Source organism: Oceanobacillus zhaokaii, from assembly GCF_003352005.1.
Classification (GTDB): domain Bacteria; phylum Bacillota; class Bacilli; order Bacillales; family Amphibacillaceae; genus Oceanobacillus; species Oceanobacillus zhaokaii.
Map to the genome: position 1 here is coordinate 4,003,634 of NZ_CP024848.1, position 14,345 is coordinate 4,017,978.

Annotated in this window: 9 protein-coding genes; 2 read left to right on the forward strand and 7 right to left on the reverse strand. The window is 37.8% G+C overall.

Annotation, left to right across the window (positions count from 1 at the left end; genetic code table 11):
- Positions 1 to 147 precede the first annotated feature (147 nt).
- From CUC15_RS19505 to CUC15_RS19525, 5 genes are all read right to left on the reverse strand, one after another.
- Positions 148 to 3,048 carry a DEAD/DEAH box helicase gene (locus CUC15_RS19505; RefSeq protein ID WP_114918255.1) on the reverse strand — a complete coding sequence of 967 codons (2,901 nt, stop codon included), beginning with the start codon at positions 3,046 to 3,048 and terminating at the stop codon, positions 148 to 150.
- 119 nt (positions 3,049 to 3,167) lie between these two features.
- Positions 3,168 to 3,566: a (deoxy)nucleoside triphosphate pyrophosphohydrolase gene (locus CUC15_RS19510; protein WP_114918256.1), complete on the reverse strand. Its 399-nt coding sequence runs from the start codon at positions 3,564 to 3,566 to the stop codon at positions 3,168 to 3,170.
- 309 nt (positions 3,567 to 3,875) lie between these two features.
- Complete coding sequence (locus CUC15_RS20750; protein ID WP_341457173.1) at positions 3,876 to 4,118, reverse strand: histidine phosphatase family protein; 243 nt, start codon at positions 4,116 to 4,118, stop codon at positions 3,876 to 3,878.
- 607 nt (positions 4,119 to 4,725) lie between these two features.
- Positions 4,726 to 6,555, reverse strand: coding sequence for a hypothetical protein (locus tag CUC15_RS19520; protein ID WP_114918258.1), 1,830 nt, complete (start codon positions 6,553 to 6,555; stop codon positions 4,726 to 4,728).
- Between the two features lie 276 nt (positions 6,556 to 6,831).
- Complete coding sequence (locus CUC15_RS19525) at positions 6,832 to 8,433, reverse strand: bifunctional metallophosphatase/5'-nucleotidase (protein ID WP_114918520.1); 1,602 nt, start codon at positions 8,431 to 8,433, stop codon at positions 6,832 to 6,834.
- 404 nt (positions 8,434 to 8,837) lie between these two features.
- Between CUC15_RS19525 and ggt the strand changes: the two genes are divergently transcribed.
- Entirely contained in the window at positions 8,838 to 10,610 is a 1,773-nt protein-coding gene (ggt, locus tag CUC15_RS19530) for a gamma-glutamyltransferase (protein WP_114918259.1), read from the forward strand.
- A gap of 119 nt (positions 10,611 to 10,729) precedes the next feature.
- Here ggt and CUC15_RS19535 read toward each other — a convergent pair whose 3' ends face one another.
- Both CUC15_RS19535 and betB read right to left on the reverse strand, forming a co-directional pair.
- Complete coding sequence (locus CUC15_RS19535; RefSeq protein WP_114918260.1) at positions 10,730 to 11,938, reverse strand: choline dehydrogenase; 1,209 nt, start codon at positions 11,936 to 11,938, stop codon at positions 10,730 to 10,732.
- A 51-nt stretch (positions 11,939 to 11,989) separates the two neighbouring features.
- Positions 11,990 to 13,459, reverse strand: a complete 1,470-nt coding sequence (gene betB / locus CUC15_RS19540; RefSeq protein WP_114918261.1) for a betaine-aldehyde dehydrogenase — start codon at positions 13,457 to 13,459, stop codon at positions 11,990 to 11,992.
- 335 nt (positions 13,460 to 13,794) lie between these two features.
- Between betB and cudC the strand changes: the two genes are divergently transcribed.
- Positions 13,795 to 14,331 carry a choline uptake/conversion transcriptional regulator CudC gene (cudC, locus tag CUC15_RS19545; protein ID WP_114918521.1) on the forward strand — a complete coding sequence of 179 codons (537 nt, stop codon included), beginning with the start codon at positions 13,795 to 13,797 and terminating at the stop codon, positions 14,329 to 14,331.
- The last annotated feature ends 14 nt before the right edge of the window (positions 14,332 to 14,345 follow it).

Here is a 14,345-nt window from a genome sequence, read left to right on the forward strand (position 1 = left end):
TACCGTCCGATATAGTAATTTCTGCCGATTACGATATCTGTTGAAAATTCACGTGCATCATGAAATGCGCCACTCGTTATTCCGGTGCATTAATTCCCATTACTTTCAACAAAGAAACCATCTATCCTAAGCGCCATTATCTTCCTATTAACTATCGACTCCATTCACAATATAATGATACAGCTTACTATCAATTGGCTGCTCCATCACCATATTCATATGTACAACTGGAATTTCCTTGCCTTTTTTATCCTTCATCTTATCTTGTTGAACAGTCTCTTTATCAGGAATTGCTTCTCCTAAATAATAAAAGCCACTACCCTCGTCGTCATCCTTTTTCATAAAGATATGAATATCACTGTTGTTTTCTTCGGCATTAATTATTTTTTGAACTTCTCCTGACTCCAAGGTTCTGTTACTTCTCGTATACCATTTAAGAATCTCTGGACTGATAAACTCATCGCCATAGTCTACACTTGCCTCTACTTTATCATTTTTATGATAGGTAACAAATATAGGACAGGTTTGGTGTTTTGGCTTATAGCCGTACATCGTTGAACTTTCGTCATTATGCCAGTTCAACAACTTACAAGCATCTTTTCTGGAATACTTCTCGTAAAGTGTAAGTGGCTTATTCGGTTGGTAGGCTTTACTCTTTTCCATTGCACTTTGTAAGACATCATTCACTAAATGCCTGAAGTATGTATTTGAATTTAGACTATCCTGGATCTTTTTATTAAACGCACAGTACCTATCATCTTCACGCCAGATTACAATTGGCTCGCTTCCATATTTCCGCTGATCCGCTTGGGTAAAAAATGTTAAGTCAAGTACGCGATGCACAGAGTCTAATGTAGCATCATCTATCAGACAATTTGATTTTCTTAATTCGTCCAGATAATCCTCATATTTTACTATTTCATTTTGTAATAACAAACTCAGTAAAATGAGTTCATGTTTTCTTTTTCCATCTATTATTTCGGTTGAAAGCATTGTTAGCACACTATTTTCGTACACATTTAATACTGGAATTTCTTCCTTCATTCTTAACAAAAATTGATAGTAGTTCTTATATTTATCTGCAATAACAACTGGATCAATAGAATGATTCGTTACAAAGTCATAAAAATACGGAACCTTACCAATTCTATTTTTCAATTCAACATATGCATCTTTTAAAATCTTCACTGCTGTTAGATTACTATTATTGATAGACTTAAAGATTTGCCTTTTAGCAATTTCTTCAAAATTTACCGTCGAAACTCCTTTAATATAGCTAGTTTCTGTTGTGTGTCTGCGGATATTATCTTTGTTCTGTGACTTATCTCCTGATAGTGCTACAGGGATTAAATAGTTGTTTTTATAGTTACCAATAAAATCAATGATCGTAACAAAATCCTTTGTATCATGCTTACGGAGTCCCCGTCCTAGTTGTTGAATAAAAATGATACTTGATTGCGTCTGTCTCAACATAACAACTTGATTTATGCTTGGGATATCTATTCCTTCATTAAAAATATCAACCGTTAGTATGTAATCAATTGCTCCATTTTCCAGTCTATCTACTTGATGTATTCTCTCTTCCTGAGAATTGTCACCAGTCAACGCAACTGTACGGAATCCCTTTTCATTTAATGCAGAAGATAGCTTACTCGCTTCTTCCTTTCTGCTACAGAACATCAATCCTCGTACTCTATCACCCGAAAATCCATAGTAATTAATCTTATCAATGATATGATTTACACGCTCTTCTGTAACTAGGTTTGACAAAATAGTCGCATCATTAATAATCTCTCCGTCATATTCCAAATCTGTCACACCAAAATAATGAAAAGGACAAAGCATATCTTCTTCCAGCGCTTCCTGTAGACGAATTTCATAAGCAATATGATAATCAAATAGCTCATAAATATTAAAATCATCTGTTCGTTCTGGTGTAGCAGTCATTCCCATTAAAAATTTTGGTTGGAAGTACTCGATTACACTAAGATATGATTTCGCACCAGCTTTATGGACTTCATCTATGAGAATATAATCAAATTCCTCTGGATCAAATTGATTTAGCGTTTCTAGTTTGGAAATCGTTTGTATTGTAGCAAATAAATACCTAGCATCCGTTTGCTTGTTAGATCCTGATAAGATTCCGAAATCTTTCGTTTGACCACCCATTATTCGTTGGAAGTCTGACTTTGCTTTATTAAGTATTTGCTCACGATGAACAATAAATAGCATTTTCTTAGGTGCAAATCTCCTTACGTCAAATGCTGAAAGATACGTTTTCCCTGTTCCCGTCGCTGAAATAACCAACCCTTTATCATGACCAGCATCCCGAACGGCTTGAATCTGTTTTAGTGCTGCTTGCTGCATTTTATTTGGCTTAATTTGTAGTGCTTCCTCGAGAGGATTAACATTATATTGTGCAGGTAATTCGATGACCTTTTCTGTCTTAAATTCTACAGGCGTATATGTACTTTCGTATTTAGAAATCCACGCATGGGTTAACGCTTGTGAATCCTTCCAAACCTCTTCAAATTGATTATTAAAATGATGAATTACCTCACCATCTTCATGAGAAGTAAGTTTTATATTCCATTCATGATTTACCTTTAATGCATGGGCAGTTAAATTTGAACTTCCAACAATTAAAGAATAATAGTCTTTATGGCCAAATATATAACCCTTTGAATGAAATCCTTCTATATCCGTCAATCTCACTTCAATATTAGTAATCTTCATTAATTCTTTAAACACTTTAGGCTGATTAAAATTTAGAAAAGTAGACGTTAAGATACGACCATTTATTCCTTTCCTTTTAAGATCTAGTAAATAGGCCTTAAGCGTAGCGAGTCCGCTTTCCGTAATAAAAGCAACAGAGAAGATAAAAGAGTTACAGCTCTCTAGTTCTTCGAGTATTGAGGTTAGAACGTTTTCATTTTGTCTAGGATTATTTACTAAAAGCTTAGGTGTGTACCTGCTTGATTTATCATACTTCTTATCAATGAATCCTTTATGTAAAGATGTCTTCAAATTCTGTATAAAATTCTCCATAATAACCACCATTCATTACTATCCTTATAGGATAATTTTACTACTTCACCTACTTAACCGCAAACTCATTTTAAAATATTCAAAAAGCTATTCATGATTATGAATAGCTTTGATATATATTATAAGGAATATTCGTTTGCTAACTTCTCAATAGCTGGTACGTCTGCAGGCGCCCAATCCAACAACTCAAGTTCATTTGGCGCTAACCATTTTATTTCAGCATGCTCCGTTAATACAGGTTCACCCTCAATAAGTTTACATATATATGTAGTTAAATGGACAATACCAAAATCATATTCATAATCAGTATGATCCACCTTTTCACCAATTTCTATTTTACAATGCATTTCTTCATTTATTTCCCTTTTTAATGCTTCTTGGGGTGTCTCGCCTGATTCAATTTTCCCTCCAGGAAATTCCCATTTGTATGGAAGCGATTTATCTGGTCCTCTTTGGGCACATAGTATTTTACCATTATTAATGATTACCGCTCCAACGACATGTATATCTTTCTTCATAGTATCCTCCCTTTGATAAAAGCACCTTATACTTCTAAGTATTATTAATACTATTATAGACCAAACTTTTGAATAGAAGAAAATAGTTTAGCTTTAAAGTGGGATCTTTAAGCAGGAGGCGGAGGGTCAGGATTCTTGTACCTATAAAAGCGAATCTTAATTTGGGTCAAGCCTACCCTTTGCTCTTCTTAAATGCAAAGAATGTTTGAAGTAAAAATGATAGTCCCATAAAACAACAACTCATTCCGCCTATTGTATTCTATACTTATGATACAGTTCACTATGCCTTTCCGGTCATACAACGTTCTTCTAACTCTCGAATGTAGACCAATCTGCTAAAGATAACCGACCAACAATATCATAACCATTTCCTTCCCCTTTAGGCTTTACAATAACTGTCCCCATATAAGGTATTTGACCTAGGCCTACTCCTTCTGGAAAACCGTGAGCAACAATAACCTTATTTCTTCCCTCTCCTGGGATTTTTTCTAAAACAGACTTAAGATGATTCAAAATACCTTGTTTATCATTACTAGGTACTTCTCCACTCAACCTGTCTATCTCAGCCCAAAATGGATTAACTTGAACATTGCCATTTCCAAATGCTAACTGCGCTGTTTCGATGGTCCTGCAAAAAGGACTTACAGAAACAGGGTATTCAATCGGTATTTGTAAGTAACGAATTATTTCCCCATAGTAAGTAGCTTGCCTCCGTCCATAATCAGAAAGATTTCTTTGGGTTAGACAGTCTTGAAAGTTTAAATAGGGTAAATCACTTCCAACGTTTGCTTCCCCATGCCTTGCATAGAATATAAATCCACCTTTTCTAAGTGAATTAAGTAAAGATCCATTCAGCTCAACCTTCCCCTTTCATGTAAACATCTAACGATACTGCTAATGTATGTATGTTATTTACTAACTGTTAAAGGCGTTATAATATCGTACTGTAACGGATTTCCTAGTTCAGAAATGTATAATCTCAATGGTTATAAAGGCTGCATTTAGAGGCATTTTTTCAATATGCGATGATAGCCTAAGACTGGATAGATTACACATTGTATTGAAGTGCTCAAAAAAAACCACCTAAATCTTTGTCTCATCAACGATTAGATGGTTCTTTTTAAAAATATGTTACTAGATAAAGAGATTAAGTCTTTCCTTACCTCTTCAACAACTGTCTCGCCAATTGCCGATCTTCCTTATCCTTAGTCCTAGCTGCAACATCTCTAATAATTCCCTGCATGTTATGCTGCTGCGAAAACGAAGGAGACCACTCACTCAGTACACTCAGCGCATGATACTGTAAACCCCCAATATCTGATTTAAGCGCAGCTTCAATCAACGGAACTCCCACTCCTTCATGCACATATAAATCCTGAACAATACATTGCAGACAATCCTGTTCATCCTCTGAAAGATTTGATAACGATAAATGCGTTTCCGCAAATGTACATAGCTCTTGAATATGCTGACGATTATTTGTCTCCATAACCGTAGAATACAATGCAATGTTTGTCGGATATTTCTCCATCAATTCGAATAAATTCTGGGTGATGTCTAACTGATAAAATTGAGCAATTTCAAGCGCCTTAATATTGCTATCTTGCTGCAGTGCATCCATCGCAAGCTGTGGCCATTTAGGGTCATTTACAAAGACTTGAATTGCTTGCTGAATAGCAGTGTGTTCATGTTCTTTCCATTGGTCGTTGTTAAACCGCTCTTCCCAAATTTCTTCTTCGTCATTTATAAATTCACTTATTTTCATAAGAGGATAGAAATCTTCAAGTGTTTTACAGTGCGTACGTGCATGGTATACAAAGCGTGAAAGCACTGCGCCTGCATACGGATATTCTTCGATACCTTCGGGAGCATGCTCACTTAATAACCCTTCGATGATTAGACCTGCTCCATCATACAGCTCTTTTGAAATCGTTTCTTCGTAAAGGGCTACGTCAAGCTCTCCATTTACGGCACATGTATAAGCTAAATATTCATTCATAATTGTATTCTTGCAGCCTTCTGTCAGTAACCAATACTTTATTTCTGGCGTTGGTGCTTCCAGTTGTTCAACAGCCGTAATTTTCCCCCAGCCATGAAGTACTTGCGCGAGTCGCCAAATGTCGTTGTTTGCTTCCGTTGTGCCATTTTTCAATGCAAAGATTACATAGGCTGTAAATTCTTCATGCTTGCCTAATGTATATAGTAAATCTTTATATTTTTCACAGTTCGTACAACCTAGTACAGTGATTGCGAATTTTACAACCTCTCGATGTGCAGCATGCTCAAGTAGCCATAATGCCTCTTGCTGCACAAGGGTCTCGTCCAACCCGGCTTGTGGGAATCGTTCAATGAATTCATCACGGTAGCTGGAGATATTATCAAAGATAATTTTTTCGTATGTGGTCTTTCTTGTTTTGGTCGTCGGATCATTGATTTGTTCTTCAAACAGCTTCAGCAGCTTTTTCACATAAAATGGTGTGGGTATGTCATCTGTAAAATTATCGGATAAACCTGCAGCCATTCGTGGATGATTTTCATCATATAAATATTCTTCATCTGGTAAACGCTCATCTACTATTTTATTGTGTGTTTCTATTTGCCTCTCTATAAAGGGAACGATTTTTTCTTTATGCTCCCACGGAATTAATTCCAGCTTCAGTGCTTCCTCTAAAACCGTTTTATTATTGATCTTCACAATACATTTAACACGTGTATAACCGCCAATTTTAACGGAAACCTTATGCTTTTTGCCGTCTGGCAGCTCAAGTGTCCCCGATAATTTCGAATATGGCATAAGATGCGAAAGTAGATATTTTCGTTTATTCCTGTCAACCGTTATTCCATCAATGATAAGCAGCTCTTCTTTTATCTTGTTTACGATTTCAATACGATGGCCTTTATAATCAATCTCCCATGTTCTATCTACTTCTTTTTCTACGTCCTTCATTACGTTACGCATTTCACGTTTAAATTCATCTTTAAAGCCCATGAGGTCCTCCTAAAAGTATCGATGGAATACAGTATTTTTTCTATTTATATCAGCTTCTGTTTCCTTCTGCGAATTGGTATTTTTTTGAAATTTATATTTCCAATATTTAATAATACAACATATTTCAAGGAAGTATAGCTTCTATTGAAAATAATAAGTAAATTTCTATACTCTTTGCTCGCTCAATTAATTTACTTGGAATCCTAACCATTAAAAAAGGCGCTGATAAAGTCAGCGCCCATTGTTGTACTTAACTATTTTTTATTTAACATAGAATTATTGCACATCAATTCTATCTAATGCAGGTGCTTGAATAGGTTCCTCGAAACTCTTAATATATTCAACCATCGCTTCATAGTCAACTGGACCATTAACCGGATTCTTGCCTTCTTTAAATACCGTGAATCCGTCTCCGCCCGTTGCTAAGTAATTGTTTGCTGTAACTGTATATGTTTGATCAGGATTTATAGGATTCCCCTCATCATCGGTGATTTCCACAATTCTCTCACCAATCGGCGCGTTCTGATCCCATGTGTATTGTAGACCGGATATTTGCAGTATACGCTGGTAACTTCCACTCCACTGTTGTTCTAAAACGCTCTTAATTTGTTCCCCTGTCAGTTCCATCGAAACAAGACTATTTCCAAATGGTGAAGTGGTATATACTTCTCCCCACGTAATATCGCCTGCATCGAGATCAGCACGAATTCCACCTGGATTCATGAAAGCAATATCCGTACCCATTACTGCACGCTGAGAGTCGGCTGTGAAATTACCAAGCGCTGATTCACCGCTGTCGTCCTGCTTTCTTGTTAAAGGATCGGTTGCTTCTCCAATGACTTCATTCACTAAAGGAGCTACCTTTGCCTTATAGGAATCGACCATTTCTTTCACTTCTGTATCAGGTTCGATCCCTTCATGATATGTAGTCACAATTTCAGCCTCTTTGTGGACAATGTCTTTTGTTTTTGGATCAATCATTAAATCGACATCAGAAAAAGCAGTTCCATTTGCGTAAGATTGCACGATTAACTTATTATCGACAATTGTATTGGCATAACTATGATTATGAGCACCATAAATAACGTCAATTTCATCATCTACTTCGTTTGCAAATTCAACCACATCACCAGATGGGTTCGAACCATCCTGATCAGATAAAACCGGATTATGAGCTAAAACAACAATCGATTGAACTCCCTTATCTTTTAATTCTGCGGCTGTTTTATTAATAGCTTCCACTTCATCTGTAAATTCAATGCCTTCAACAGCACTAGGTACAACAATATTAGGAGTTTCCGTTGTTACAACGCCAATAAATCCAATCGGCATGCCGTTTACTTTTTTAATGACATATGGCGGAAGAATAGGTTCTCCAGTTTCTTCATTCATCACATTAGCTACGGTAAATGGGAAATTAGCTCCCTCGAAGTAACCGGTAGCCTCGTGTTCACCCCCGTTAATTAAACGCATCATTTCCTCAATGCCTTCATCGAATTCATGGTTTCCAACTGTAGCTACATCCATATCTAATTCATTAAATAATTCAATTGTCGGTTCATCCTGCAATAAAGCTGAAGTCGGTGCACTTGCCCCAATCGCATCGCCAACATGAACCTTTAATGTATCCGTATTATTTCTCTTCGCATCCGCTTCATATTCTTTTAAATAGGCTGCTAAGTATTCAGCACCGCCAACTTTCTTCCCTGCTACTGTCCCGTATACATCAAGCTGACCATGAAAGTCATTCATTCCCAGCAGTTGAACCGGAATATACCTTTCCTTGTAATTGGAATGCTCAGGCGGGGCAGCTGAAACTGAAACCGTCGTACCTAAAAGTGAAAAGGATAATAACAAAGCTGGAATTACTTTCTTCATCTGTATCATTCTATCAATCTCCTTATGTATAGTTAATTCAAGCTTAACCTTAAGATATTAACTTATTATCACAGTGAGATAAATTTTTAGTTAAGATTAATAGGAAATTATATCCAGGACTATGGAGGTTAGTATTTCTTAAAAATACTTAATAGAGGCTTAACTTCTGTTAATAATTCTGCGGAGGACTGACCCTATTTCCCTATCTCCAATCTTATATCCATTATCCCCATTACTAATTCCTCTATTAATAATAAGAGTCTATGCCAATTCTACCGTTTTTCGCATTACAGAAGGATAACCAAATTAGAACAACGAATGTATAGTCAATACAGTTGCGTAAGAAAGGAGTTATGTTTGATACTAATCAATTTTCATGTATACCATTCTAAAGGAGGAAGTCGATGAGAAAATTTTTTAATCGTCCAATTGCCATATTAATCATTATATTTTTCGTCGTAGGAACAGTTCCATCAATGAGTTATGCAAAACAATTAGAAACGGATTATGACAAATTTGAATTAGTAGCAACAGCAGATGGTGGAATGGTTTCCACATCACATGGACTGGCTACCCAAATAGGGGCAGAGGTGCTTAGAAAAGGTGGGAATGCGATAGATGCAGCAATCGCTGTTCAATATGCATTGACCGTTGTTGAGCCGATGATGTCTGGGATTGGCGGAGGTGGATTCATGATGGTATACGACGGTGAAACGGAAGAAACGACCATCGTTAACAGTCGTGAACGAGCCCCCGCTGGCGCTGCACCAGATATGTTTTTAGATGAAGAGGGTAATCCGGTTCCTTTTAATGAGCGTGTACAGCATGGTACAGCTGTCGGTGTTCCAGGAACGCTTAAAGGACTTGAAGAAGCTCACGAAATGTGGGGTTCACGCCCAATGCAGCAGTTAATCGGACCTGCAGTCAAGCTTGCGCAAAAAGGGTTTCCAGTTAATGATTATTTAGCAGAAACTGTTGCAGATAATCAGGAGAAATTGTCCAAAAGTGCTGCAGCTGATGTTTTCTTACCTGATGGAGAGCCGATTCATGAAGGAGATCTTCTCGTTCAGGAGGACCTGGCCAACACACTTAAATTAATCCGATCACAAGGTACAGATGTTTTCTATAATGGAGAAATTGCAGAAGCATTAGCAGCTACGGTACAGGATTTTGGTGGATCGATGACAGCAGATGACCTAGCAAACTATGATATTACAATCGATGACCCGATATGGGGAGAATTTGAGGGCTATGATATTGCGAGTATGCCTCCACCTAGCTCTGGTGGTGTCTTCCTGCTGCAAATGCTAGGTATATTGGATGGATTAGATTTGTCTCAATATGACATTAGATCATTGGAGAAATATCACCTGCTAGCTGAAACGATGCACCTTGCCTATGCAGATCGTGCTGCCTATGCCGGTGATCCAGAATTTGTCGATGTTCCAGTTCAGGGGCTGCTTCATCCAGACTACCTTAAAGAACGACAAGCTTTAGTCGACCTAAACTCGGTCAATCTAAATCCGGTAGCAGGCGATCCGTGGCGATACGAAGAAGGCAAACCTAACTATCAATCCACCGAACAGCCAGAGACCAGCCAATACGGTGAAACAACACATTTTACAGTGGCGGACAAGTATGGAAATGTCGTATCTTATACAACGACAATTGAACAAGTTTTTGGAACCGGAATCATGGTACCTGGGTATGGATTTATGTTGAATAACGAATTAACCGATTTTGATGCAATCCCAGGTGGTGCAAATGAAGTACAGCCAAATAAACGTCCATTAAGCAGTATGACACCAACAATTGTCTTCGAGGACGGTGAGCCCGTATTAACGGTTGGGTCACCTGGTGGACCAACGATTATTACAACCGTACTGCAGACAATTGTTCATACACTTGCATACGATCTGAGTCTAGAGGATGCCATTGCAGAACCACGCATCTATTCGAACAACCTTAGTTCCTATCGCTATGAAACAGATATTCCAAGAAGCATCCTAGATCAGCTAAATACCATGGGGCATTCATTTGGAGCTAGCCCTACAACCATTGGAAATGTACAAAGTATTTTAATTGATCATGAAGCTGAAACGTTTAAGGGAGTTGCAGATGATAGCAGAAACGGTGCTGCTATTGGAATTGAGTTGAAAGGAAAGAAAGGTAAGTAAATATAAATTATAGACATGAAAGAACCCCCAATTAGGTATTAACCGCCAAATTTTGGGGGTACTCTTCTTCTATTTTAGAAACTAAGGGTTAACCAAGCCTTACGGTGATTTCATTAGTTTTATACTGTTTTAGGTGTTAAATCGAAGCAGCGTTTGTAGATCCATTGGTAATCTTTTTCCGTTAGGTCTCTTGGGTTACCTACTGTTTGTGGATCTTTCATTGCTTCTTTAGATAGGCGGTCAATCATGTCTGGTGATACGCCTTGTTCTTCGAGTGTTGGAACTTCTAATTCTTCTACTAATTTATATACTTCGTTAACCGCTGCTTTTGCTGCTTCCTCTGTAGTCATATTAAATGTATTGACACCTAGTGCTTGAGCGATGCGTGCGAATTTATCAGGATGTCCTTTCCAGTTGTATTCCATAACTGGTCCCATCATTGCTGCCACACATTGACCATGTGCAACTGGGATAATTCCACCTAATGTTTGAGACATCGCGTGTGCAGCACCTGCTGATTCACTACCATAAGAAAGTCCTGCGAGCATCGCAGCTTGAGCCATTCCGTAACGTGCTTCGATGTCCCCTCCATCAGCAAATGCACGACGGATATATTTTCCAACGTATTCCATTGCTAGAAGTGCGACCGCATCTGTTACTGGTTGTGCATAGTGCATGGTGTAGCACTCAATTGCGTGTGCTAATGCATCAATACCAGTCATTGCTGTAACATGTGGAGGCATCGTAACATGCAATTTTGGATCAATAATGGTTAGGTGTGCCGCAATTAATGGTCCACCTGTATTGAATTTGAATTCACGTTCTTCATCAGTAATAACTGCCCATTGTGTAACCTCTGAACCAGTTCCTGCTGTTGTTGGGATAGTTGTTAGTGGTGGGATACGGTTTTCTAATGGTTTTTTCCCTTCTGCTGCTTCATAATCTGATACGGTACCTTCATGTGTTGCTTCTACACCGATACCTTTTGCTGTATCCATAGAGCTTCCTCCACCAACAGCTACAAGACCATTACAACCTTCTGCTTCATATAATGCAGAACCTTCTGCAATTAAGCGTACAGGTGGGTTTGGTTCTACTTTATTGAAAAGAACAACCTCAATACCTGCTGTAGCTAGTGATTCTTCAATTGACTTTGTCACACCAGCATTATAGATTCCAGGATCGGTTACTAAAAGTGCTTTCGTTACGCCAAGATTTTTTACTTCTTCCCCAACATGTTTAATCGCACCGATTCCGTGTTTGATTGCAGTTGGTAATTCAAATTGATGAAATTTATGCATATGTTCGACTTTCATATTTAAGCTCATGTCTAATTCCTCCTAAATTGTGATATAGGGACGGTTCTTTTTGGCCATCCATTAAAACCAATTTAATGCTTGTGGATCTAAGTTATGGAAAATATGTTTGGTTTCCTGATATTCTTCTAATCCAGATTTTCCTAGCTCACGGCCAATACCAGATTGCTTGAAGCCCCCCCACGGTGCATGCGGGAAGTATACGTTGAATTCGTTAATCCAAACCGTACCCATGCGCATTTTTGCGACACAGCGCTCTGCTTTGGCGATGTCTTTTGTCCAAACTCCACCAGAAAGACCATAAACAGAGTCATTTGCTAGTTTGATAGCTTCTTCTTCTGTATTGAATTTTTCTACCGTAATAACTGGACCGAATCCTTCATTCTGTACGACATCCATGTCAGTTGTACAGTTTGTTAGAATAGTAGGTTCATAGAAGAAGCCGTTTTGTAATTCAGGATTATCAGGACGCTTGCCACCAACTACGACCGTTGCACCTTCTTTTTTCCCGTCTTCTACATATTGAGCAACTTTATGTAAATGCTGTTCAGAAATAAGTGGTCCCATTTGTGTGTCCTCTTCAAAACCACTGCCTAATTTGATGTTTTTCACACGTTTAACTAATGCATCAACAAATTTGTCATGAATGCTTTCCTCCAAAATTAAGCGAGTTCCTGCTGAGCAAATTTGTCCGGCATGGAAAAATACCGCATTCAATGATTGGTCAACAGCTGTTTCAAAATCAGCATCAGCAAATACGATATTCGGATTCTTACCACCAAGCTCTAGTGCCAATTTCTTTACATTAGCACTTGCCTTTTGCATGATTTGCTTTCCAGTTTGAATTCCACCAGTAAACGAAATCAAATCAACATCTGTATTCGATGAAAGTTCTTCCCCAACCGTATTACCAGCGCCAAGCACAAGATTTGCTACACCTTTTGGAACGCCAGCTTCTTCCATTAATTCGAAAACTTTCACGGTTGTAAGTGGAGTAATTTCACTCGGCTTCATGACCAGTGTGTTTCCTGCAGCTAAAGCCGGTGCCAATTTCCAAGATGCCTGTAATAATGGATAATTCCATGGTGTGATTTGTCCACATACCCCAACAGGCTCTTTGATTACCTTACTAATGGAATTTGGTACAGGTGAATCAATGATTTCTCCGCCATCTTTATCTGCAAGCTCTGCATAATACCGGAAAACACCCGCAATATCATCCATGTCCCCACGGCTTTCTTCAACGGTTTTACCCGTATCAAGGGATTCCATTCTAGCTAATTCTTCCTTATCTCTTTCAATTAGTTCAGCAATTTTTGCTACGATACGTCCACGCTCTGTTGCAGAAGTGCTGGACCATTCTCCGTTATCAAAGGCATCTCTAGCTGCTTGAATCGCTAGCTTTGCATCCTCTTCATTTCCTTCTGCAACTACAGCAATGACTTCTTGGTTAAATGGGTTAATAATTTCTCTTGTTTTTTTCGAGAGAGCACTGGCCCATTCGCCGTTTATGTAGTTTAGTTTGGAATCCAAACGAATCCCTCCTTGTTAAATTCATTAAATTTGTTAAATTCGTTAAGAAAAAATTTAATATCGAACAAAATTAATCATACACCAGAGTATTTTCATTTGTCAAAGGAGGAATTTTATTAATTAGTAGACCTTTAATAGCCTATATATAGGAAATAACTAGGATTTCTTCTTTTAAAAACATAAAAATTACTAGTAGTTTGTCTATTTTTTGGCATTTTTGATTTGACATTAAATCTCATTTCAGTAGTATTAAGTTTGTTAAGAAAAAATTTAATTAACTAAACGAACAGTAATTGGAGGGCCTTTTATTGGATAAACCACAAAATGAGAGGGCAATGGAAAAGCTGGACTATGCAAAAGACCAAGTTATCGAAGCGATATCAGAAACGATGGATCTTTATGGAGTAACTCCGGCAGCAGGTAGAATTTATGCCACCTTGTATTTTAAAGATCAAATGAATTTAGATGAAATGCGTGATGAACTGGGTATGAGCAAACCAAGTATGAGTACGAACGTCCGTAAATTACAGCAAATTGAAATGGTAAAGAAAAAATTTCAGCGTGGAACGAGGAAGCATACGTACACGGCGGAAAAGGATTTCTTTCATTCATTTATGGCTTACTTTTGTCAGATGTGGGAAAGAGAAGTAAAAATGAATATGGAAGCTATTCATGACTCTGAGAAAATTTTACAAGAGATTTACGAGGATGTTAGCCTAGCAGATGAAATTCGTAATGAAGCAAAGGAACATTACGATTTACTGAATAAATCAAAAGTATACTATCGCTGGCTGGAAAAGCTGATACATAGTATTAGGTCTGAGGAGATTTATACCTTTTTACCAAAGGATGAACTAAAAGATAAAAACTAAATGATAAAAAACTA

Coding starts and splice junctions, on each gene's coding strand:
- CUC15_RS19535 (WP_114918260.1), bottom strand. CDS start 11,938: ATGAGCTTAAATATGAAAGTCGAACATATGCATAAATTTCATCAATTT.
- CUC15_RS19505 (WP_114918255.1), bottom strand. CDS start 3,048: ATGGAGAATTTTATACAGAATTTGAAGACATCTTTACATAAAGGATTC.
- ggt (WP_114918259.1), top strand. CDS start 8,838: ATGAGAAAATTTTTTAATCGTCCAATTGCCATATTAATCATTATATTT.
- CUC15_RS19525 (WP_114918520.1), bottom strand. CDS start 8,433: ATGAAGAAAGTAATTCCAGCTTTGTTATTATCCTTTTCACTTTTAGGT.
- cudC (WP_114918521.1), top strand. CDS start 13,795: ATGGAAAAGCTGGACTATGCAAAAGACCAAGTTATCGAAGCGATATCA.
- CUC15_RS19520 (WP_114918258.1), bottom strand. CDS start 6,555: ATGGGCTTTAAAGATGAATTTAAACGTGAAATGCGTAACGTAATGAAG.
- CUC15_RS19510 (WP_114918256.1), bottom strand. CDS start 3,566: ATGAAGAAAGATATACATGTCGTTGGAGCGGTAATCATTAATAATGGT.